The sequence below is a fragment of the Rhodospirillaceae bacterium genome (assembly GCA_016712715.1).
GTDB lineage: Bacteria > Pseudomonadota > Alphaproteobacteria > Dongiales > Dongiaceae > Dongia.
This window is the reverse complement of sequence record JADJQM010000001.1, coordinates 528,687-549,212: the sequence shown is the minus strand read 5'-3', so window position 1 is coordinate 549,212 and position 20,526 is coordinate 528,687. Positions and strand designations below refer to the sequence as shown.

At 62.4% G+C, this 20,526-nt stretch carries 24 protein-coding genes and 2 pseudogenes; 23 read left to right on the top strand and 3 right to left on the bottom strand.

The annotated features are described in order from the left end of the window. Positions 1-14 precede the first annotated feature (14 nt). From IPK59_02760 to IPK59_02720, 9 genes and pseudogenes are all read left to right on the top strand, one after another. A pseudogene (locus tag IPK59_02760) lies at positions 15-1,426 on the top strand (sigma-54-dependent Fis family transcriptional regulator). Between the two features lie 27 nt (positions 1,427-1,453). After that, a complete protein-coding gene (locus tag IPK59_02755; GenBank protein ID MBK8157743.1) occupies positions 1,454-2,320 on the top strand; it encodes a D-amino-acid transaminase in 867 nt (288 codons plus the stop codon). Continuing rightward, complete coding sequence (locus tag IPK59_02750) at positions 2,317-2,973, top strand: HAD family hydrolase (protein ID MBK8157742.1); 657 nt, start codon at positions 2,317-2,319, stop codon at positions 2,971-2,973. The genes IPK59_02755 and IPK59_02750 overlap by 4 nt, the downstream gene beginning before the upstream one ends. Positions 2,974-3,144: 171 nt before the next feature. Next, positions 3,145-3,394: pseudogene (gene hfq / locus IPK59_02745) on the top strand (RNA chaperone Hfq). Positions 3,395-3,416: 22 nt separating this feature from the next. Further along, on the top strand, positions 3,417-4,811 hold the full coding sequence (hflX, locus tag IPK59_02740) for a GTPase HflX (GenBank protein MBK8157741.1): 1,395 nt from the start codon (positions 3,417-3,419) through the stop codon (positions 4,809-4,811). Then, positions 4,811-5,068: a hypothetical protein gene (locus IPK59_02735; protein ID MBK8157740.1), complete on the top strand. Its 258-nt coding sequence runs from the start codon at positions 4,811-4,813 to the stop codon at positions 5,066-5,068. Before hflX ends, IPK59_02735 begins: the two co-directional genes overlap by 1 nt. Further along, the gene (locus IPK59_02730; GenBank protein ID MBK8157739.1) at positions 5,065-5,892 is read left to right on the top strand and encodes an inositol monophosphatase; all 828 of its coding nucleotides are present in this window, start codon (positions 5,065-5,067) and stop codon (positions 5,890-5,892) included. The genes IPK59_02735 and IPK59_02730 overlap by 4 nt, the downstream gene beginning before the upstream one ends. A 9-nt stretch (positions 5,893-5,901) precedes the next feature. Beyond that, positions 5,902-6,768, top strand: coding sequence for an NAD(P)-dependent oxidoreductase (locus IPK59_02725; GenBank protein MBK8157738.1), 867 nt, complete (start codon positions 5,902-5,904; stop codon positions 6,766-6,768). 27 nt (positions 6,769-6,795) lie between these two features. Further along, a complete protein-coding gene (locus IPK59_02720) occupies positions 6,796-7,278 on the top strand; it encodes a heme-degrading domain-containing protein (GenBank protein MBK8157737.1) in 483 nt (160 codons plus the stop codon). Between the two features lie 13 nt (positions 7,279-7,291). Here the strand turns inward: IPK59_02720 and IPK59_02715 are convergent, their stop codons facing one another. Beyond that, complete coding sequence (locus tag IPK59_02715) at positions 7,292-7,852, bottom strand: NAD(P)H-dependent oxidoreductase (GenBank protein ID MBK8157736.1); 561 nt, start codon at positions 7,850-7,852, stop codon at positions 7,292-7,294. A gap of 122 nt (positions 7,853-7,974) precedes the next feature. On the opposite strand from IPK59_02715, the gene IPK59_02710 reads away from it, so the two are divergent. From IPK59_02710 to IPK59_02675, 8 genes are all read left to right on the top strand, one after another. Beyond that, entirely contained in the window at positions 7,975-8,961 is a 987-nt protein-coding gene (locus IPK59_02710) for a LysR family transcriptional regulator (GenBank protein ID MBK8157735.1), read from the top strand. Further along, entirely contained in the window at positions 8,961-9,665 is a 705-nt protein-coding gene (locus IPK59_02705) for an HAD hydrolase-like protein (GenBank protein ID MBK8157734.1), read from the top strand. Before IPK59_02710 ends, IPK59_02705 begins: the two co-directional genes overlap by 1 nt. 246 nt (positions 9,666-9,911) lie before the next feature. Beyond that, positions 9,912-10,727: an arginase family protein gene (locus IPK59_02700; protein ID MBK8157733.1), complete on the top strand. Its 816-nt coding sequence runs from the start codon at positions 9,912-9,914 to the stop codon at positions 10,725-10,727. Then, positions 10,724-11,248 (top strand): MarR family transcriptional regulator, encoded by a 525-nt coding sequence (locus tag IPK59_02695; GenBank protein MBK8157732.1) that lies wholly within the window; start codon positions 10,724-10,726, stop codon positions 11,246-11,248. The genes IPK59_02700 and IPK59_02695 overlap by 4 nt, the downstream gene beginning before the upstream one ends. A 49-nt stretch (positions 11,249-11,297) precedes the next feature. Continuing rightward, entirely contained in the window at positions 11,298-11,447 is a 150-nt protein-coding gene (locus IPK59_02690) for a hypothetical protein (GenBank protein MBK8157731.1), read from the top strand. Positions 11,448-11,572: 125 nt separating this feature from the next. Then, positions 11,573-12,289 (top strand): hypothetical protein, encoded by a 717-nt coding sequence (locus tag IPK59_02685; protein ID MBK8157730.1) that lies wholly within the window; start codon positions 11,573-11,575, stop codon positions 12,287-12,289. A gap of 190 nt (positions 12,290-12,479) precedes the next feature. Further along, entirely contained in the window at positions 12,480-12,983 is a 504-nt protein-coding gene (locus IPK59_02680) for a hypothetical protein (GenBank protein ID MBK8157729.1), read from the top strand. Beyond that, complete coding sequence (locus tag IPK59_02675) at positions 12,956-13,303, top strand: hypothetical protein (protein MBK8157728.1); 348 nt, start codon at positions 12,956-12,958, stop codon at positions 13,301-13,303. The genes IPK59_02680 and IPK59_02675 overlap by 28 nt, the downstream gene beginning before the upstream one ends. On the opposite strand, the gene mazG is transcribed toward IPK59_02675, so the two are convergent. Further along, positions 13,300-14,112 carry a nucleoside triphosphate pyrophosphohydrolase gene (gene mazG / locus IPK59_02670; GenBank protein MBK8157727.1) on the bottom strand — a complete coding sequence of 271 codons (813 nt, stop codon included), beginning with the start codon at positions 14,110-14,112 and terminating at the stop codon, positions 13,300-13,302. The genes IPK59_02675 and mazG overlap by 4 nt on opposite strands. A 98-nt stretch (positions 14,113-14,210) precedes the next feature. On the opposite strand from mazG, the gene IPK59_02665 reads away from it, so the two are divergent. Both IPK59_02665 and IPK59_02660 read left to right on the top strand, forming a co-directional pair. Next, positions 14,211-15,224: an isopenicillin N synthase family oxygenase gene (locus tag IPK59_02665; GenBank protein MBK8157726.1), complete on the top strand. Its 1,014-nt coding sequence runs from the start codon at positions 14,211-14,213 to the stop codon at positions 15,222-15,224. A gap of 82 nt (positions 15,225-15,306) precedes the next feature. Then, positions 15,307-16,047, top strand: a complete 741-nt coding sequence (locus IPK59_02660; protein ID MBK8157725.1) for an endo alpha-1,4 polygalactosaminidase — start codon at positions 15,307-15,309, stop codon at positions 16,045-16,047. Positions 16,048-16,123: 76 nt separating this feature from the next. Here IPK59_02660 and IPK59_02655 read toward each other — a convergent pair whose 3' ends face one another. After that, positions 16,124-17,380, bottom strand: a complete 1,257-nt coding sequence (locus IPK59_02655) for an alpha/beta fold hydrolase (protein MBK8157724.1) — start codon at positions 17,378-17,380, stop codon at positions 16,124-16,126. 336 nt (positions 17,381-17,716) lie between these two features. Here IPK59_02655 and IPK59_02650 point away from each other — a divergent pair, with 336 nt between their 5' ends. The 4 genes from IPK59_02650 to IPK59_02635 all read left to right on the top strand — a co-directional run bounded on the left by IPK59_02650 (position 17,717) and on the right by IPK59_02635 (position 20,481). Then, positions 17,717-18,580, top strand: coding sequence for a hypothetical protein (locus IPK59_02650; protein MBK8157723.1), 864 nt, complete (start codon positions 17,717-17,719; stop codon positions 18,578-18,580). An 87-nt stretch (positions 18,581-18,667) separates the two neighbouring features. After that, complete coding sequence (locus tag IPK59_02645; GenBank protein ID MBK8157722.1) at positions 18,668-18,871, top strand: DUF1127 domain-containing protein; 204 nt, start codon at positions 18,668-18,670, stop codon at positions 18,869-18,871. Positions 18,872-19,039: 168 nt separating this feature from the next. Further along, a complete protein-coding gene (locus IPK59_02640; GenBank protein MBK8157721.1) occupies positions 19,040-19,489 on the top strand; it encodes a GNAT family N-acetyltransferase in 450 nt (149 codons plus the stop codon). Between the two features lie 146 nt (positions 19,490-19,635). Then, positions 19,636-20,481: a class I SAM-dependent methyltransferase gene (locus IPK59_02635; GenBank protein ID MBK8157720.1), complete on the top strand. Its 846-nt coding sequence runs from the start codon at positions 19,636-19,638 to the stop codon at positions 20,479-20,481. The last annotated feature ends 45 nt before the right edge of the window (positions 20,482-20,526 follow it).

Here is a 20,526-nt window from a genome sequence, read left to right as displayed (position 1 = left end):
CGGGGCAAGAAAGCATGGCGCGCGATATCCTGATCGTCGACGACGAAGCTGACATCCGCTTGCTGATCAGCGGCATTCTTGGCGACGAAGGCTTCCAGACGCGTGAGGCCGGCGACAGTGACCTTGCCCTGGCGCAGTTGCGCAGCCGCCGCCCCAACCTGATCATCCTCGATATCTGGCTCAACAACTCTACCCTCGACGGCATGGGGCTCCTCGAAGTCCTGAAGGTCGATTTTCCCAAGTGCCGGTCATTATGATCAGCGGCCACGGCAACATCGAAACGGCAGTCACCGCGATCAAGAACGGCGCATATGACTTCATCGAAAAGCCGTTCAAATCGGACCGCCTGCTGCTGACTATCGAACGCGCCCTCGAAGCCGCGCGCTTGCGCCGCGAGGTCGAGGATCTGAAGCAGCGCACGGGAGGTGAGGGCGACCTCATCGGATCGTCCCAGGCAATCCTGCAACTGCGTCTTGCCATCGAACGCGTGGCGCCGACCGGCAGCCGCGTGCTGTTCTCTGGGCCGCCCGGCAGCGGCAAGGAGGTGGCTGCGCGCCTGCTGCATCGCCGCTCGAAGCGCGCCAGCGGCCCGTTCATCGTCCTGAACTGTGCCACCATGCACCCGGACCGCCTGGAAACCGAACTATTCGGCCTCGAGCGGAGCGGCGAAGCCGAGGGCACTGCCAAGATCGGTTTCCTGGAACAGGCTCATGGCGGTACCCTGCTGCTGGATGAAGTGGCGGATATGCCGCTGGAAACCCAGGGGAAGATCCTCCGTGTGCTGCAGGAGCAGACTTTCGAGCGCGTGGGGGGCAAGACCAGGGTCGAGGTCGACGTCCGCGTCATAGCCGCCACCGCCCGTGACCTGCAGTCGGAAATGACCGCGGGTCGCTTCCGCCAGGATCTCTTTTATCGCCTCAATGTTGTGCCGATGCGCCTGCCACCGCTGGAAGAACGCCGCGACGATATCGTCCAGATCCTGGACTTCTTCATGGCGCGCGCCTCGGAGCAGAGCGGTCTGCCGGCAAGACGACTAGCGGCGGACGCCGTCGCGGTGCTTCAGGCCTATGAATGGCCGGGCAATGTGCGGCAGCTCCGCAATGTCATCGACTGGATCCTGATCATGACGGGTGGGCCACCGGATGAGCCCATCCGCGCGGACATGCTGCCGCCCGATATCGGTTCTGTCTCGATTGCCCCGGCCTCGCTCTCCGAGGGGACTGAAGTCATGTCCCTGCCGCTGCGCGAAGCGCGCGAGATTTTCGAGCGGCGTTATCTTGAAAGCCAGGTCGCCCGCTTTGGCGGCAATATCTCGCGAACAGCACATTTTGTCGGGATGGAACGCTCGGCGCTCCACCGCAAACTTCGTTCGCTTGGCATCACCACCAATGACCGCGCCGACAGCCTCAAGCCTGACGGCCCTTAAGTCACCAGCGATGAGGAACATCTGAAAATGGGCCGTCTTGCCTATGTCAACGGCCGTTATGTGCCCCATGGCCATGCCATGGTCCATATCGAGGATCGCGGCTACCAGTTTGCCGACGGCGTCTACGAAGTCGTGCCAGTGGTGGATGGCGTTCTCATCGACGAGGAACAGCACCTCGATCGTCTGGGCTATTCGCTGGCCGAGCTCCGAATCGGTTGGCCGGTACGGCGAGCAGCCCTGAAACTGATCCTGCGCGAACTGATGGCTCGGAACGGACTTCGTCGCGGCATCATTTATTTCCAGGTGACTAGGGGCGTTGCCCCGCGCGATCACAAGTTCCCGGGCACCACCAAATCCGCCCTGATCGTTACCACCAAGCGGCTAAACCCACCCTCGGCCGCCATGATCAATGACGGCGTCGCCGTTTCCACCCAACCCGATATCCGTTGGGCGCGGCGCGACATCAAGTCGATATCGCTCCTGCCCAACATCCTCGCCAAGCAGGCCGCGGTCGAGGCCAAGGCCTTCGAGGCCTGGCTGGTCGAAGCGGACGGCACCGTCACCGAAGGATCCTCGACCAATGCTTGGATCGTGACGAAGGCGGGCGAACTCGTGACCCATGCCAAGAACCACGACATCCTCGGCGGCGTCACGCGCCTTTCACTCCTGGAACTGGTCGCCAGCGCCGGTATTAAATTGGTGGAACGGAGCTTCACAGTCGCCGAGGCGCTTGCCGCCAGCGAGGCCTTCCTCACCTCGTCATCGGCCTTCGTGGTGCCGGTCACCCGCATCGACGGCAAGACAATTAGCGACGGCAAGCCCGTTCCAGTCAGCCGGAAGTTGCGGGAGATGTACATCGAGGCCGTCAATCAGCAGATCAAGGCCGCCTCATGAGCGGTCGGCCGGCTGCCCTGCTGTTCGACTGGGACAACACGCTGGTCGATTCCTGGCGCGTCATCCATGCGGCGATGAACGAGACGCTCGACGCCATGGGACATCCGCGCTGGTCCCGCGCCGAGGCGGAAACCCGCATTCGCGCCTCGATGCGCGACAGCTTTCCGGGCCTCTTCGGAGAGCGCTGGCACGATGCCGAGAAAACCTTCTACGCCGCCTTTGAACGCCTGCACATGGAGCAGTTGGAACCGCTGCCCGGTGCAGCCGACCTGCTTGCCTGGGCGGCTGAAGCTGGCTTCTACCTGGGCGTCGTCAGCAACAAGCGCGGCTCCTATCTCCGCAAGGAAGCCAGCCATCTCGGCTGGGACAAGTATTTCACAGCGCTTGCCGGTGCCGGCGATGCGGCCAGGGACAAGCCTGCCCGCGAACATGTCCAGCTAGCCTTGGATCCCGGTAACCTGCAACCGGGCGCTCATGTCTGGTTCATCGGCGATACCGATATCGACTTGATTTGCGGCCACAATACCGGCTGCGTCCCGGTATTGATCCGGCCCCAGGCACCCCATGTGGGCGAGTTCGGCGAGGCAGCGCCGCGGCGACTATTTTCCTGCCCTTTCAGGACTTCAGGCCGCGCTTCAGGCTCTCTAGACTGATTCCGGTACACCCCAGCGGATGACAAAGATTTCATTCTGTCAAGTTCTGTGTTAACCAAGCGGCAGGTCAGGGTCACGGTCCGGACGGGGAAACTTCGCCTCGACCCAGGATGGATTACCGCCAAATAATGAAACGGCCCAAAACGGGCCCAACGAGAAAAGGATAGGACGATGGCAAACGAAAAATCACAAAGCGTCCAGGACGTCTTCCTCAACAATATCCGCAAGAACAAGATTCCGGTCACGATCTTCCTGGTCAATGGCGTAAAATTGCAGGGCATCGTTACCTGGTTCGACAATTTCTCCGTGCTGCTGCGCCGCGACTCCCATGTCAGCTGGTCTGCAAGCTGCGATCTCGACCATCATGCCGGGCACACCCATTCAATTGTTCGAGCCCGTGAAAGAAGGCGACGAGGCCTGATCGGTTTGATGGGTGCAAGCGGCTGTCTAGCCACGAAAGTACAAAATTGACGGCAACGATTGAACAGGCCGGCGGGGCGCATCTCGACCTCGACGGTATTCGCCATGGCGACCGCACGCTGGTCATCCATCCGGTCTTCAAGACCGGACCGCGCGCACTGTACAGCGGTGGCCGCACGCCGGAATCCAGGCTTGAGGAGGCCTGCGGTCTCGCCCGCGCCATCGACCTCAATGTCGTGGCGGCCGAATGCGTCCGCATCAACGACCCCAAGCCGAACACCCTGATGGGTTCGGGCAATGTCGAGCGCATCGCCGAACGCATCAAGACGGAGGAGGTCGACCTCATCGTCTTCGACGCCTCGCTCACTCCGGTGCAGCAGCGCAACCTTGAGACTGAATGGAAGGCCAAGGTCATCGACCGCACCGGCCTCATCCTCGAAATCTTCGGCGAGCGCGCCCGCACCCGTGAAGGCCAGATGCAGGTCGAACTGGCGGCGCTATCCTATCAACGCAGTCGGCTGGTTCGTTCCTGGACCCATCTTGAGCGGCAACGCGGCGGCTTCGGCTTCATCGGCGGTCCCGGCGAAAGCCAGATCGAAATGGATCGCCGCTTGATCGACGAACGCATCGTGAGGATCAAGAAGGATCTTGAGGACGTAAAGCGCACTCGCGCGCTGCATCGCCAGGCGCGGAAGCGCGTGCCTTATCCCGTGGTGGCTTTGGTCGGCTATACCAACGCCGGCAAGTCGACATTGTTCAACCGCCTCACCAAGGCCTCGGTGATGGCCGCCGACCTCTTGTTTGCGACACTCGATCCCACCATGCGGCGCGTGCACCTGCCGTCCGGCCGCGAGATCATCCTGTCCGATACGGTGGGTTTCATCTCCGATCTGCCGACCGAACTGGTCGCGGCCTTCCGCGCCACTTTGGAAGAAGTCCTGGAGGCCGATGTCATCCTCCATGTCCGCGACGTGGCCCATCCGGAAACGGATGGCCAGAAGGCCGATGTCGAGGCGGTGTTGGCGGGTCTCGGTCTCGGTCACGAAATCACCGATGCGATGGTCGAGATTCTCAACAAGATAGATCTCCTCGACGAACCGGCGCGCGAGGCGCTGCTGGCACAAGCCAGCCGCGATCCGCGCCTGATGCCGATCTCGGCCTTGACCGGCAGTGGCATTGACGAATTGTTGGCGGCGGTCGATCGGCGTCTTGCGGCGCAGCGGACTATCGAAACCTACCGCATCGGTCATGATGAAGGTGCGGCGCAGGCCTGGCTCTACAGCCATGGCGAAGTACTGGGCCGGGTCGATGACGAGGACTTCACGGAAATCACGGTGCGTCTGGCACCTGAGGACGTGCAGCGCTTCGAGCGTCAACGTAGCGACAAGGCCAATGCAATGAACAAGGATAATCGTTGATGACTGGAATTCCGGTGCCGACGCGACAGGAAATCGTCAACCTGTTGCTGGCTGTACTCGATGGCACCAGCAGCCGCCTCGCGGCTGCCGAGTGGGCCACTGAGGTGCAGGAGAATATCGAAAGCGAAGACCCGGAAGCGGTCGACCCGGAAATGTGGCACCTGCTGCGCCTGGCGGCGAGCCTTGATGTCAAATCCGGCGAGATCTATCTCCATAGTGAGAACGATATCAAGGAATGGATTGAAGGGCGCAAGTGACGACATCCAGGCTTCCCAGGGTCGATAGCAAAACGGTCGCCGATCTCATCCGGGAGGTGGCAGCCGTCGAGATCCTGCCGCGTTTCCGCAATCTGAAGGAAGGCGATACGCGCCAGAAATCGCCCGGCGATTTCGTCACCATCGCCGATGAATCGGCCGAACTGGCGCTGACACCGGGCCTCCTTGCGATCCTGCCCGGTTCCGTGGTGGTGGGCGAGGAAGCGACCGCGAAGGATCCCGATGTCATGAAGGCACTGGCCGGTACGGCGCCGGTCTGGGTCGTCGACCCGATCGACGGCACCGGAAATTTCGCCAGCGGCAATGAAGGTTTCGTTTCCATGCTGGCCCTCATCCAGGGCGATGACGTGCTGGCGAGCTGGATCTTTCACCCCATCACCGGCCAGATGACCATCGCCTTGAAGGGCGAGGGCGTCACCATCGATGGCCGGGAGATTGCACCCTTCAAGCCTGTTGCCGAACCGAAGGGCGTGCTGGCCTATGGGTCACGCGGCGTTCCCGGCATCGCCGAACTGGTCGATCAACGCCGCGCCCGCCTCAACCAGGTGAAAAGCTCGCGCGCCGCCGGCATCGACTATGTTCGTATGGCGCAGGGCGAGATCGATTTCACCTTCTTCAGCGGCATCATGCCCTGGGACCACGCGCCGGGCGCCATGGTCATCCGCGAACTTGGCGGTCATATCGGCTATATCCGCGGTGATGAAAGCTATCGACCGAGCCAGGCCCTGCATGCCGCCGGCATCCTCGCTGCCAACAGCCCCGACATTTGGCGCGACGTACACAGCAAACTGTTTGGCGAGAAGTAGAGGCGGCACATGAAAGTCACGTTCCTGGGTCTTGGCGTCATGGGTTTCCCGATGGCCGGACACCTCATGCGCAACGGTCATGCGGTCACTGTTTACAATCGTTCGGCAACGAAGGCCGTGAAATGGGTCGAAACCCATGGCGGCGCCTCGGCGCCCACACCGGCTCTGGCTGCCAAAGGCGCCGAGATCGTCTTCGCCTGTGTCGGCAATGACGACGACCTCCGTTCCATCGTCTATGGCGAGGAGGGCGCCTTTGCCGGCATGAGCCTGGGTTCGCTCTTCGTCGATCACACCACGGCATCCGCCGAAGTCGCGCGCGAGCTTGACGCGGCAGCGCGCGAAGCCGGCTTCGGTTTTCTGGACGCCCCGGTCTCGGGCGGGCAGGCGGGCGCCGAGAACGGCAAGCTCACCGTCATGGTCGGTGGCGCCAAGAATGATTTCGACCGCGCAAAGCCGGTCATCGATTCTTATGCCCGCGCCTGTGAATTGCTGGGGCCTGCCGGGTCCGGCCAGCTGGCCAAGATGGTCAACCAGATCTGCATCGCCGGCCTTGTCCAGGCACTGGCCGAAGGCATGCATTTCGCCCAGGCCGCCGGCCTCGACGGCGCCAAGGTGGTCGAGGTGATCTCCAAGGGTGCCGCGCAATCCTGGCAGATGGAAAACCGCGCGCTCACCATGCTTGAAGGCAAATTCGAGTTCGGCTTTGCCGTCGATTGGATGCGCAAGGATCTTGGCATCTGCCTCGCTGAAGCGAAACGGAACGGGGCGCAATTGCCGGTGACGGCCCTGGTCGACCAGTTCTACGCCCGCGTTCAGAAACGGGGCGGCGGCCGTTGGGATACCTCGTCCCTGATGCAGCCGCTGTCAAAACCATAAGCCACACGCGCTATTGAGAGAATTCCTATGACCGACGATACCAGCCAGGAATTTCTCGATGAGCTGCTGGCTCAGGAAAAGCGCCTGGTCTTTCCACGATTTGACAATGACACGGCGATTGCCCTTGGCCTGTTGATGGTGGAAATGGCGCGGCAGCGATCCCTGCCGGTCACCATCGACATCACCCGCGCCGGACACCAGTTGTTTCACGTGGCGCTGCCGGGAACCTCCGCCGACAATGACGAATGGGTGAAGCGCAAGGTCGCCACGGTCATGCGCTTCGGCCATTCATCCTTCTATATGGGGCGCTCAACGGCCGCGAAGGGCGTGGTATTCACCGAACGCTACTTGCTGGACCCATACCGATACGCTCCACAGGGCGGATCGTTTCCGATCATTGTTGCGGGTACGGGTGTCGTCGGCACCGTCACCATCTCGGGCCTGCCGCAGGCCGAAGATCATGCCTTCGTGGTTGATGGGCTGACCCGTTTCCTGGCGGACAAGATATAGGCTTGGCAGCCGGTTATGCCGCGAACAGCTGCGCCGCCCGCGCCAGCGCGCCCTTATCGGCCATGATGTCGCCGGGCCTGTTGCCATAGCCCAGCAGCGATCCGCCCCAGCGCATGCCGAGATACTTTGCCGTCCATTGCAGGCTGCCCAGCAACGGGTCGGCCTGGGCGGTGTCGTGATCGCTCAACATGGTGACGGCCCACATCGTCTTGCCCGCCATGCGCGGGCGAAAATCGATACCCGGCACGCGCATCCAGGCACTCCAATGATCGAGATAGAGCTTGGCGTCGGCCGGCAAGGCGTACCAGTAGACCGGCGCCACGAAGACGAGGTCCGTGGCGGCCAGGGTCGCATCCAGGAGCACGCGACCATTCCCCTCGGGCATCGGATAGATGCCGTCACCCGCGTGCCGGACATCATCGAAGTCGGGCAGGGGCAGATCGGCGTGGCGCAGCCAGGTCTGCTTGGCGATGGCCGGCAGCGACTTGGCCGCCTCCCGTGCCAGCACCTCGGTATTGCCGTCACTGCGCCGGCTCGACTTCAGAAACAGAAAATGGCGTTGCGTGTCAGTCATCGGTGCGCCCCCTCAATTGGATCATATCCTTGCTCGCAAGCTCGCTGCCTGGCTTGAAAATGACAAACGACATTCCTTGCGGTTCAGGATAGTTTTGCTCACCTGACACGATGAACGCGCCAATGACCGACCGCCGCCGTCTCCCCAACTTGCCGCTCGGTGCCTTGCGCGCCTTCGAAGCTGCCGCCCGCCATGGCAGTTTCAAGGCGGCGGCCCTCGAACTATCGGTGACGCCGGCTGCGGTCAGCCATCAGATCAAGGGGTTGGAAAAGCGTCTCGGCACAACCCTGTTTGACCGGCTCAATCGCGGCCTGCGCCTGACCTCCGCCGGCCAGCGTTTGGCGACAGTCACAATGGAGTCATTCTCGCGGCTCGAGGCGGGTCTGCGCGAACTCGATGCATCTGGCTTCACGACTGGTACTGCGACGCTTGCCATCAGTGCCGCGCCGTCGATCGCAGCCAAATGGCTGGTACCGCGGCTTCACCGCTTCCAGACGGCGCATCCCGCGATCGAACTGCGGCTGCAATCCGGCGATGCGTTGGCCGACGTCACGAGCGGTTCCGGTATTGACGTCGCCCTGCGCTATGGCACCGGTCACTACGGAGCCGATGTCAGCGAAACGCGGCTGTGGCTGCCGGGCGAGGTCGTGGTCGTCTGTGCCCCGACTTTGGCGCAGGGCGGCACCCTGCGGTCACCAATGGATGTCTTGCACCATCCGCTGCTGCGGACGGCCCTGCCGGCCAGGCGCGAAACTGGGAAACAGGCTGCTGGCGGCGCTGGTATCGAGCTTGGCGGATGGTCGGCCTGGCTGGCGGCGGCGGGGATCGATCCCGCCACGATCGCTTCATCGACGATGCGCGGTCCGCTTTTCGGCTCCTCGCATCTCGCCATCGATGCGGCGGCAGCGGGCAGGGGGCTTGCCCTTGCACCGCGCATCCTGGTGGCTGATGAAATCGCCGCCGGCCGGCTGGTCGAGCCCTTTCCGATTGCCGTCCCCGACCCCTTCGCCTATTGGCTGGTCCATGCCACCCGCCGGTCCGCGGAACCGAACATTCGTGCATTTGTCCGGTGGATCAAGGACGAGGCTGAGAGAACTGGCAGGATTTGATGGCGCGCCAACTCACGACAATCGGTTTCGATGCCGATGACACGCTCTGGCAGAACGAGCACTTCTTCCGCCTGACCGAGGCGCGTTTTGCAGCGCTGCTGGCCGACCATGCGCCGCCCGAGGAGATCTCCGGCCATTTGCTGGAGGTCGAGCGTCGCAATCTGCAGTTCTATGGCTATGGCATCAAGGGCTTCACCCTGTCGATGGTCGAGACCGCGATCACCGTGACGGGGGGAAGGGTGCCGGCACCCGTGATTGCCGAGATCCTGTCGGCCGGCCGCGAGATGCTGACCCACCCCGTTGAAACCATGCCCCATGCGCGCGAGACGCTGGAACGCCTCTCCGGAGCCTACCGACTGGTTCTGATTACCAAGGGCGACCTCTTCGACCAGGAACGCAAGCTTGCCCAGTCGGGCCTTGGTGACTTGTTCGACGCGGTCGAGATCGTGTCCGAGAAATCCGCGACCACTTACCAGACCGTGTTCAAACGGCATGGCGATGGCGCTGCCCACAGCATGATGGTCGGCAATTCCCTGAAGTCCGATATCGTCCCGGCTATCGAGGCGGGGAGTTGGGCCGCCTACATCCCGCATCAATTGACCTGGGCGCTGGAGCATTGCGAAGCCCCAATGGGATCCCCACGCTTCCGACAATTGGAACATCTTGGGAAACTGAATTCTATGATCATGGAAATAGGATCGTAGTTAACAATATGAATGAAGAAAATATCATAAAGATTTGTAGTTAAACAAATAATATTGATAAGAATGTTGATCGCAATTGAAACTTGACTAATGCATGCGTCATGCATATAAATGCATAGATGTTATCCAACGCACGAGTCGAGCCATGACATCCATCGTACCAGCCATTCTACCGTTCGCCCTGATCGGTGTCCCGATTGACTCGATCGGCGGGTCCGGCGGCACCGAACTCAGCCCCGCGCGAGCTTGCGCGATCTGGGGTCCTGGTCCGAGATCGCCGAGCAGGATCGTGGCGATTTGCCGATCAACATCCGTGACCGGGCACGTGATCAGGAGACCGGTATCATCGGTGCCCGCGACGTCATCCATGTCACCGAGGTCCTGCGGCGCGAAGTGGCGGCCTGCCTCAATGAGGGCTTTCGCCCGATCCTGCTGGGCGGCTGCTGCACCCAGATCGTGGGTGCGCTCGCCGGCGTTCGCGATGTCATCGGCCGGACGGGTGTCGCCTATCTCGACGGCCATCTCGATCTCTATGACGGCGTCACTTCGCCGACAGGGGAGGCCGCGGACATGCCTCTGGCGGCAGCCCTCGGGCATGGGGCGAAGAAGCTGATCGATGCTGCCGGCGGCGCCAGCCTGCGCCCGGAGGATGTGGCACTGCTCGGACCGCGCGATGTCGAGGACGCGGCCAGCCGTGGTTCCGTCCTGCCGGAGCATTTCACCCCCGCCATCCCGCTCTGGACCAATGAGGATATCGCGGCCGAAGGTGCTGCCCAGGTCGCGGCCGATGTGCGTGCCGGATTTGAAGCGGCAAGGCTGCCGTTCTGGCTCGCGGTCGATGTCGATATAATCGACCAGGCCGCCTTTCCGGCCACCGACTATCTGATGCCCGGCGGCCTGAGCTGGGAGTCGTTTGCGAGTCTTGTCAAAGGACTCGCGCAATCCCCTCAACTGCTCGGGATCTCGCTTGCCTGCTACAATCCGGAAAAGGACGCAGGCCTTCGCGACGGCAAGCGCCTCGCCCATCTTGTGATTTCGTCATTGCAGGAACAGCAGTCATGAAGAAGAGCGACACCCGCACCGCCAACCTGCTTGGCGCCCTCTCGTTGATGATGATGGATGCCGTCGGCAAGGAACTCGGCGACCTTACCGACATCTGTGAGAGTGACTGGGCAGCGCTCATCGTGCTCGATCAATCGCCCGGCATCACGGTCGATCGCCTGGCGCGCATCGTGCGGCTGTCGCAGCCGGGTGCGGTGCGCATGATCAATCGGTTGGTGGAAGAAGGCTGGGTCGAGCGCCAGCAGGGCGCCGACCGCCGCGCGCGGCCGCTCGCCTTGACACCGGCGGGCCAGCGCCTGGTCCGCGCCATGCTGCTCGGCCGTGAGAAGATCCTCGCCCAAGCCCTTGATACACTTGGTGACGATGAACGCCAGACACTCGGTAACCTGCTTGAGAAAATGCTGGCCGGCCTCACCACCGACGAATTGTCGGCGGAAACCGCCTGCCGTCTATGTGACGAGCATGCCTGTCCGCAGGAGAGTTGCCCGCTGACGCCGGGCTGCAGATCCGCCGCCCAATAGCCGCCTGGTTCGTCCAACCACCGATCTGTATCGCAGAGGAGAGTCTGCCATGATCAATCTTGCCTTCGCCGTCGCCATGGAAGGGTTGGTATCTCGCGCGATCGCAAACGGACAGGAGATCAAACCCAAATCGCAGGATGTCGATCCTAGAGTCGCACCGTTCTGGTGGTTCTTACCGTTCGCTATCCCGCGGCTCTAAAGAAGCGATGCTTCAAGGTAAGGTGGCGTTAACGGCCCAACAATATAACTCTCTTCAGCACCGTCCCGCCGCAAGAGCACTTCTCTCATCGACGAAGCGCGGCAGACAGTCAGGGGAGAGACCGCTTGATAAGCGTACCTTCAATTCACGCCGCAGTGTTGCAGCGATTTCGGTCCCCCGGTCGACCAGCGATAACTTTTGCGCTCGTCGTTCTTGTCGCTATCTGGGCAACGTTTGCCGCGTATGCAATCGACCTGTATCGGGCGATCGAGGAAGAGGCGCACGAGGAATTGTATGGTTCCGAGAATGTCATGCGCGCTCATACAAGCGGCGTATTTCGCGCCGCCAATACGATGCTCAGCGTGGTGGAGCATTGGCTTCATGATGACATGGAGCAGGGGTCAGCGCATACGCTCGACACCCTGGGGGCCATGATCAGCCACCTTCAGGGTACTGGCGATCAGCTGATCACAGTCGGCCTTATCGATTCAGATGACAATGGCTTCTGGCGCGTAAACCGCGGCACCATACTCGAAGAGAAAGTGTATCTCGGGGATCGGGATTACGTCATAGCTCTGCGCGACACGGCGGCCGGTACCCGCTTCATTGGCGCGCCGATCATTGGCCGCAAAAGCGGATTGCGGACAGTCCCCCTCGCAATACGGGTGCAGCCAAATGCCTTGGGGGTGAAATACATCGTGGCGTATCTCACCGAAGATATATTCAACAATGCCTTTAGCCATATCTCACGGACATTGCGCCCGCCGTCGTCGGAATTACGCGAGATGACGGGCTGCTCCTCTTCGTTTGGCCGCCAAATGACGAGTATCGAGGCAATATGATAAAGGGCTTCAGTGACGTCATCGCCACGCAATCCGCGGACGAAGGCGTCGCCTCGAACCTGGGCGGACTGGGGATTCCGGCCCGCTTCTGGCCGCCTTCGGGCCGGTACCCGAACAACCGCTTCGCGTCTTTACCTTCTTCACGCAGTCAGACCTGAGTGCACTTTTCTGGCGCACACTGGGATTGCCGTTGCTGCTCGCGGTCCTCACCACTTTTGTGATCGGGTGGCTTGGCATCTGGTTGAGAAGCCTCATGAAGCGCGAGGCGGACAAGGCGGAAAGATTATCCGAGGCGTTGATAAAGGCCGAAAGCGCGAGTGAATCGAAGTCGGAGTTTCTGGCAAATATGAGTCATGAACTTCGGACGCCGCTCAATGCCATCATCGGATTCTCTGAGGTGCTTTCACGAGAGACCTACGGCCCTTTGGGGGCCAGGCAATATCGGGATTATTCGAAGGATATCTGCGACGCAGGGCACCATCTGCTTGGCATCATCACACAGATCCTCGACATGGCGAAAATTGAGTCAGGCACCCTCACGAATTCGACCAACGTCGCCGACCTCGCCGACAATTTTGACGCCTGCAATAGATTGCTGTCGGGCAAAGCCGAGGAGCGCCAGATTGAGATTGTTTTGGGCGCACTCGAGGGTCTGCCGCCTGTTGGATGGAGCCGGTCCACTTCCGCCAGGTAATCCTCAATCTCGTCGGCAACGCCATCAAATTCTCACGCCCGGGGGGCCGGATCGAGATCAACGCGCAGCTTCAAGGGGACACCATGCTCCGCATCGTCGTGCGAGATCATGGCATTGGCATCAAGCCGGAAGACATGAGCGAATTGTTCACACCATTTTCTCAGGTAGAAAAGAGCCTCAGCAGGCAGCATGGCGGGGTCGGTCTTGGCCTTGTCAATACCCGGAAACTTGTTGAAGCATATGGGGGTAAAGTCTGGTTGGAGAGCGACTATGGTGTCGGAACCACCGCCATCGTCGTCATACCGGTCGTAAGGTCCTAAGCCCGCTCTTCTGCCTTTACCTGGTTCCAGGCGTCTTCCATCCGATCGATGCCGGCGTCGGCAGGGTCGATGCCCTGCGCGCGCAGGATCGCCTCGACACGGCGGAAGCGGCGCTCGAATTTGGCGTTGGCGCGGCGGAGCGCACCTTCCGGCTCAATGTGAAGGTGGCGGGCGAGGTTGGTGACCGAGAACAGCAGATCGCCGATCTCTTCGTCGATCGCCTCTGGCCGCGCCCCGCCATCGAGCTCGGCGCGAATCTCCGCGAGTTCTTCCTCGACCTTTGCCGTCACCTCGGCGGCATTGCGCCAGTCGAAGCCGATGCGGGCGGCGCGTTTCTGCAGCTTGTCGGCGCGGGCGAGGGCCGGGAGGGCGGTGATGACACCGTCGAGGGCGGAGGGCGCTCTGCCGGCAGAGGCGGCAAGCTTGGCGCGTTCCGCCGCCTTGTGGCTCTCCCAGGCCACGGTCTGGGCCGCGGCGGAGTTGATCTCGATGCTAGAAAACACATGAGGATGACGCTCTATCATCTTGTTATTGATAGCATCCAGCACATCTGCCATAGCGAAATCGCCGGCCTCCGAGGCCATCTGGGCGTAGAACACGACCTGGAACATGAGATCGCCCAGCTCGCCTACCAATGCCTGCATGTCGCCCGCCTCGATCGCGTCGGCGACTTCGTAAGCCTCTTCAATGGTATGCGGCACGATGCTGCTGAAATTCTGCTCGAGATCCCAGGGGCAACCCGACTTCGGATGGCGCAGCCGCGCCATGATGTCGAGCAGGCGGTCGAGGGATTGGGCGGCGTCGGACATGGGCGTTCTCAAAAAAATGCAGGCGGGGCGGCACTATAGCGAAAATTGGATCGGGCGATCCACAAAAGGCGCTTGTCCAATCGGCGCTAGGGGTTAGCCTGGGTCCCATGATTCCCAGCATCGATGCCAGCCCGCTCTTTGGACCGCCCGGCGCCGCGCGCGAGGCGGTGGATCTGGCGATCCTCAACGCTGCCACCGAAACCGGGTTCATGACGCTGCGCGATCTGCCGGACTGGGTCCCGATCCAGCCCGTGGCGATTGACCGGCTGCTGGAGGTTTTCAAGCTGCCGCAAGAGGTTACGCACCGTCTTTGGCGCCAGAAATTCGCGGAACCCCACGCCAATGTCTATCGCGGCTGGTTCCCGCTGCAGGATGGGCACCCGACCTATAAGGAGGGTTATGACCTTGGGCCTGACATCGCCTATGGCCCCTCCCGGGTCGATCCCAATGACCCGCTGACCGAGGCGACACCGCTGCCGCCGGCCGATCTTCTGCCTGGCTGGCAGGACGAAATGTCCCGCTATTACAAGGCGATGGAGGAGATTGGGGCGACCCTGCTGCGGGCGATCGCGCGGGGGCTGGGGGTGCCGGAGGACAGTTTCGCGGCGGCCTTTGCGGAGGGTGTCTCGACGCTGCGGCTGCTGCACTATCCTTTGCGCCCCGAGCGGTCCTTCGAGGGGCCAAATTCGGCGGAAATCCGCGTGATTCATGGGGGTCGGGAGGTCGCCTTGGCGGGTAAACCGCATGTCGATTCCGGCTTCGTGACGCTGCTCTGCCAGCATGGTGTCGGTGGCTTGCAAGCCATTGGAAATAATGGGGAATGGATGGATGTGCCACCCGAACCGGCGACCCTGGTGGTGAATTTCGGGAAGCTTCTGGAGCGCTGGACCGGGGGGCGCATCAAGGCCACCACGCACCGGGTGATCGATGGCGCCGGTACCGCGCGCCATTCGGTGCCGTTCTTCTATGAACCGGGCGTAAATGCTTGTATTTGCCCGATTCCGGGTCTCGGCGCCCCGTTCGAGCCGTTCCTTTATGGCGACATGCTGTGGGAGGCGATGATGCGCTTTGTCGAGTTCGAGGGGCTGGATCACCTCCGGAAACGGGCCTGATTTCCTGTCAGTTTCGGGGGGATATTTGCAACTTTCCGGGGGATATCTGCAAGTTTGCCTCTGCGCCTTGTTGGCCTGGCTGGTGACCGCCACGCCAGCCCGCGCGGAGCCCTGGCGGCCGGCGCCGGGGGCGAGCATCCAGTTGCAATATTCCGGTGAGCCGATCGATCTCGGGGTCGCGGCCGAGATCTACAACCTCGATTTGTTCGAGACCGGACCGGTGCTCATCGACCGGCTGCACCAAGAGGGCCGAAAGGTGATCTGCTATATGAGCGTTGGCACGGTCGAGGATTGGCGGCCGGACGCCGCAGCGTTTCCGGCTGCGGTCGTGGGCCAGGCCTATCCCGACTGGCCGGGCGAACGCTGGCTCGATCTCCGCGCCCTCGACGCCCTCGGGCCGCTCATCAAGGCGCGCCTCGATCTTGCGCGCGACAAGGGCTGCGACGGGATCGATCCCGACAATCTAGACGGTCATGAGACGACGAGCGGCTTCCCGCTGATGCGCGCCGATATCGTGGCGTTCATGAGGTGGCTCTCGGGCGAGGCGCGGGCGCGGGGGCTGGCGCTTGGCCTGAAGAACGGCGCCGAGTTGTGGCCGGACCTCAAGGCCCAGGTCGATTGGGTGCTGATCGAGGATTGCGCGGCGCAGGGTTGGTGCGCCGCCGTTGAGCCGGCAGCGGCCGCGGGGCTCGCGGTGTTCCAGATCGAGTACACCGACGAGGTGCTCGACTGGCCCGAGGTCTGCAAGGCAGCCAGGGCACGGGGTTTCAGCGCCATCCGCAAGCACCGGGCGCTCGATGCGTACCGGGAGGACTGTCCTTAGAAAAGCCCGAACTGGCTGGGTTTTTGTTTATCGGATAGTCGCATAATATATATTATGGAAAATATTGGATAGACGGTCAGCCGGGCTCGGCCAGGAAGGCGCGCGTTTCGTCGAGGAAGCGCTGCCAGGCCGGTTCCCATTTCATGAGGACATGGTTGTTGCCGTCGAGCGGCACGAAGCGCGCGCCGGGTATGGCGGTGGCGAGGATCCGGCCTTCCTCGAACGGCACCGAGGCGTCGCCACGGGCGTGCATGACCAGGGTCGGCGCCTTGACGCGCGCGAGATCCGCCGTGACGTCGATCTCGCCGAAGGCGTCGTGAAGGCGCCTGGCCCCCTCGGGCGATGCGGTCCGGCGCTGCAGCTCGTTGTACCATTGCATGTGTTCGGGCGATGCGCCGGGCATCATGAAGCTGGTGAAGAGCTGGCGGAACGCTGGATTGTCCTGGCCCCAGCCATGGGAGATCAGGACCGAGATCGCGCGGCGGCGGGCCACCAGTTCCGGATCCCCCCGCTTCGCCCAGCCCCTGGCATAGCCGCCGAGGAAGACCATGCGGCTGACCCGTTCGGGATAACGGGCGGCGAAGGTCGCCGCCACGGCGCAACCCTGTGAATGGCCGAAGAGCGGCGCCCGGTCGACACCGTTGGCGTCCATGACGGCCACAAGGTCGCCGACCATGGTATCGAGGGTCACGTTCTCGACCTCGCGGTCGGAGAGCCCGTTGCAGCGCTGGTCATAGCGGATCAGCGTGTAATCCCTTGCCAGAGCGCCCAGCCAGTCATGCCAGATCGGGCTTTCCCAATCGTAATCAAGATGCGTCAGCCAATGGGCGGACTTCATCAGGACCGGGCCGGACCCCACGCGGGCATAGGCGATGCGCACCCCGTCCGCCGTGGTGCAGAACTGGATCTTCTGGGGTGGAATATCCTGGGGCCGATTGTCTTGTGCCAGGTTATCTTGTGCCAGGCGATCGACGCCCTGCCCCCCAGGTGCTGATCCCGGCGCCGGCTGTATCTCGCCCACAAGACAGATGCCGCGGCCATGAACGGTGCGGATGAAACGCTGCTGCTCGCCATCGTCGCCAAGCGCCCGGCGGGCGGATTTGATCCGGCTGGAGAGGGCCGAATCCGACACGATGCGCCCGTTCCACACACCGGCGATAAGTTCGTCCTTGGTGATCAGGCGGTCCGGATGGCGGACCAGATAGGCAATGAGCTCGAAGACCTGGGGTTCGATCGGGCACAGCGAGCCTGCCCGCCGCAGCTGGAAGGCGGCGAGATCGACTTCGCAATCGGCGAACACAACCCTTTCTACCCTTTTTGCCACCAGCGACATCCACCAGATTCCCGCATACCGATCAATTTGCGCAGTGATGCCCTATTCCGGCCGGCAACGCAATCGGGTCCTGAAAATCCTGAACTCTCCATGAAATCTGCAGGTTTTCGCCAAGCAAGCCGGACGGCACGCGCCTAGCTTCCCGCCCACCCTGCGCCCGGCCTGGACCATCCCGGTCAGCCGGTGAGCACTGGCCAAGAAAACAGAGAGAGACACAGGCAGATCATGCAGATGCAACAGACTTACGCGACCCCACCGCACCCGGCGCCCTACTCCCCAGGCACCTACTCCCCGGGCGCCTACTCCTACGCCGATGCCCTCGCCACCTCCCAGCGCGTGAACTGGCGGATCGAGGACATCATCGGGCCGGACAAGCCGCTCGATTTTTCGAAACCCTTCCTGCCGCAGAACCTCGCCCGGATCGACGGTCTCGACATGCTGGATGCGCCCTCGAAGCTGGTGCTCAACCAGATCCGGGGTCACGGCTACCTCTACATCTTCGGCCTGGTCGAGGAGTTCATCCTGCCCTATGTGCTGGACCATGCCAGGTCGCACCTTGCCGATGACGATGCGCGCACCCGCGCGTTGCTGCAATTCGCCGGCGAAGAGGCGAAGCATATCGACCTCTTCAAACGGTTCCGCCACGAGTTCCAGGCGGGCTTCGGCACCGAGTGCCAGGTGATCGGTCCGGCGAAGGCCATCAGCGATGCGGTCCTCGCCTATGACCCGCTGGCGGTGGCCTTCCTCATCCTTCATATCGAATGGATGTCGCAGCGCCATTATGTCGACAGCATCCGCGACAACAGCGACCTCGACCCGCAGTTCAAGAGCCTGCTGAAGCACCATTGGATGGAGGAAAGCCAGCACGCCAAGCTGGATACGCTGATGGTCGAAGCCATGGCGGAAAGCCTGGACGCGGCCGCGATCGACGCCGCGGTCGATGGCTATCTGGCGCTGGGTGGCATGATCGACGGCGCTTTGAAGCAGCAGGCGGCGTTTGATCTCGACGCCCTCGCCGCCGCGACCGGCCGCCGCTTCGACCAGGAGGTTGCCGAGGCGATCATCGCACAGCAGCACCAGGCGCAGCGCTGGACCTATATCGGCTCCGGCATGACCCATCCCAACTTCATGGCGACACTCACGCACATCGCCCCGACCCGTGCCAAGGCGCTCGCTGAAATCGCCCCGCATTTCTGTTGAACGCGGCCGGCTCGCCCAAACCTGTTGTAGGAGATGTTCATCGTGAACGGTGTTGGCAACCCGACCGAGCGGCCGGCCCCAATAGTGATGCCCACGGCTATTGTCGCAACTGTGGCGCATCCAAAGCTGCCGGGCCTGCTCACGCGGTTCCTCGACCGCTTGGCCCGGTGGCAGGAGAACGCCCGCCAGCGCCGGGCTCTGCTGCACCTTGGACCACAATTGATGAAGGATATCGGCATCACCGAGGCTGATATCTGGCTGGAGACAAGCAAGCCGTTCTGGCGCGATTGAGACTATTCGGTTTGACAGGAGAACATGACTGGAAGGCCTGGACGCAACCCGTCCGGCCTTCCATTCTTTTTTGGCCTCTCATTTTGCCTTTCTCGTTTTGCTGGGCGTCACATTCTCGGGCAGAGTGTGCGCCTGATTCAGGCGTGTCCATGTCGAGGCGACCCCACCATGAATTCAACCATCCGGCCCTATAGGCCCGAAGATCAGGATTGGGTGATCCAGTGCGAGGTGGCGCTCCAGGAACATGAGCGCGCCATACACGATCCGCGCCTGCCGCAGTCGAGGTTGCCGGCATTGCCGACGACCCATGACTATATGAAGCTGCTGTGGGAGACCCTGGCCGAGAACCAGGGCGTGCTGCTGATCGGCGAAATCGGCGGCCAGCGCGCGGGCCTCGTTGCCGGCAGCATCGTCGAACAACCCTGGCCCATGGAGCCGCGCGATTCCTGGCGCTTTGCCTATGTGAGCGACATCTATGTCGAACCGGCGGCGCGCGGCAGCGGCCTCGCCCAGGCGCTCCTCGATGCGCTGGCGGAACATTTCCGCGAGGTCGACCCGACCCTGACGCGCCTGCGCATCAACGTGCTGGCCGCCAACGTCCTCGCGCGGCACGCCTGAGAGAAGGCCGGCTTCGTGCCCTATGAAATCATGTATGAGCGGAAGCTTTAGAGGCACCCCACCCCTTCGCGCCGCAGGCGCGGTCCCGATTTGCGCGTCGTCGGGGGCGTGCTAGGAAGGATGCGGCTATCACCGGAGCAAGTGCCATGAGCGGTCGGACATCGCAGCATCAGGAAACCTTCGCCATCAACCAGGCGCGCTGGGACGAGGTGGTGGCGATCCATGTCGCCTCCCCCTTCTATCGGGTGAAGGAGTTCCTGGCCGGCGAGGACATCCTGCTCCCCATCGAAAGCGCCGAGATCGGTGATCTGCGCGGCAAATCGCTCATCCACCTGCAATGCCATTTCGGCCTCGACACGCTGGCGCTGGCGCGGCGCGGTGCCCAGGTGACCGGGCTCGATTTCTCGGCGAACGCCATTGCGGCCGCGCGGGATTTGGCGCGTGAGGCGCGGATCGAGGCCAACTTCGTCGAGGGCAATCTCTATGACGCCCCTGCCCTCGTCCCCGAGCGGTTCGACCGCGCCTATGTCACCTGGGGCGCCATCAACTGGCTGCCGGACATCAATGGCTGGGCGCGCGTGGTGGCCGAGATGCTGAAACCGGGCGGTGAGCTCTATCTCCTCGAAGGCCATCCCTTCGCCTTCACCCTCGACCAGCCCGACCGCGAACTGGGGAGTGCTGCGGTGGGCGTGCTGCAGCCGGCCTATGACTACTTTCAGACTGCGCCGCTGGTGTTCGACGCGGACACGACCTATAGCGGCGAGGATACCAAGCTCAGGAACACCCGCACCCATGAATTCGTGCACGGCATCGGCGCCATCCTCTCGGCGTTGCTGGAAGCGGGACTGTCGCTCACCTATTTCAAGGAGCATGACAGCCTCGCCTGGGCCATGTGGCCGAAGATGATCGAAGGCCCGGACCGCATGTACCGAATGCCCGCCAGCGAGACGAATCTGCCGCTCAGTTTTTCGGTGAAGGTGCGGAAGGGATGAGGGAGATGGAAACGCCGCCTGCCCCGCTAACGCTTGAGGCGCTTT

What these genes read in the sequence shown, in the direction of transcription:
- IPK59_02755 (MBK8157743.1), top strand. Translation starts at nt 1,454, where the DNA reads ATGGGCCGTCTTGCCTATGTCAACGGCCGTTATGTGCCCCATGGCCAT.
- IPK59_02750 (MBK8157742.1), top strand. Translation starts at nt 2,317, where the DNA reads ATGAGCGGTCGGCCGGCTGCCCTGCTGTTCGACTGGGACAACACGCTG.
- IPK59_02735 (MBK8157740.1), top strand. Translation starts at nt 4,811, where the DNA reads ATGACTGGAATTCCGGTGCCGACGCGACAGGAAATCGTCAACCTGTTG.
- IPK59_02725 (MBK8157738.1), top strand. Translation starts at nt 5,902, where the DNA reads ATGAAAGTCACGTTCCTGGGTCTTGGCGTCATGGGTTTCCCGATGGCC.
- IPK59_02720 (MBK8157737.1), top strand. Translation starts at nt 6,796, where the DNA reads ATGACCGACGATACCAGCCAGGAATTTCTCGATGAGCTGCTGGCTCAG.
- IPK59_02715 (MBK8157736.1), bottom strand. Translation starts at nt 7,852, where the DNA reads ATGACTGACACGCAACGCCATTTTCTGTTTCTGAAGTCGAGCCGGCGC.
- IPK59_02710 (MBK8157735.1), top strand. Translation starts at nt 7,975, where the DNA reads ATGACCGACCGCCGCCGTCTCCCCAACTTGCCGCTCGGTGCCTTGCGC.
- IPK59_02705 (MBK8157734.1), top strand. Translation starts at nt 8,961, where the DNA reads ATGGCGCGCCAACTCACGACAATCGGTTTCGATGCCGATGACACGCTC.
- IPK59_02695 (MBK8157732.1), top strand. Translation starts at nt 10,724, where the DNA reads ATGAAGAAGAGCGACACCCGCACCGCCAACCTGCTTGGCGCCCTCTCG.
- IPK59_02690 (MBK8157731.1), top strand. Translation starts at nt 11,298, where the DNA reads ATGATCAATCTTGCCTTCGCCGTCGCCATGGAAGGGTTGGTATCTCGC.
- IPK59_02675 (MBK8157728.1), top strand. Translation starts at nt 12,956, where the DNA reads ATGGAGCCGGTCCACTTCCGCCAGGTAATCCTCAATCTCGTCGGCAAC.
- mazG (MBK8157727.1), bottom strand. Translation starts at nt 14,112, where the DNA reads ATGTCCGACGCCGCCCAATCCCTCGACCGCCTGCTCGACATCATGGCG.
- IPK59_02655 (MBK8157724.1), bottom strand. Translation starts at nt 17,380, where the DNA reads ATGTCGCTGGTGGCAAAAAGGGTAGAAAGGGTTGTGTTCGCCGATTGC.
- IPK59_02645 (MBK8157722.1), top strand. Translation starts at nt 18,668, where the DNA reads ATGCCCACGGCTATTGTCGCAACTGTGGCGCATCCAAAGCTGCCGGGC.
- IPK59_02640 (MBK8157721.1), top strand. Translation starts at nt 19,040, where the DNA reads ATGAATTCAACCATCCGGCCCTATAGGCCCGAAGATCAGGATTGGGTG.
- IPK59_02635 (MBK8157720.1), top strand. Translation starts at nt 19,636, where the DNA reads ATGAGCGGTCGGACATCGCAGCATCAGGAAACCTTCGCCATCAACCAG.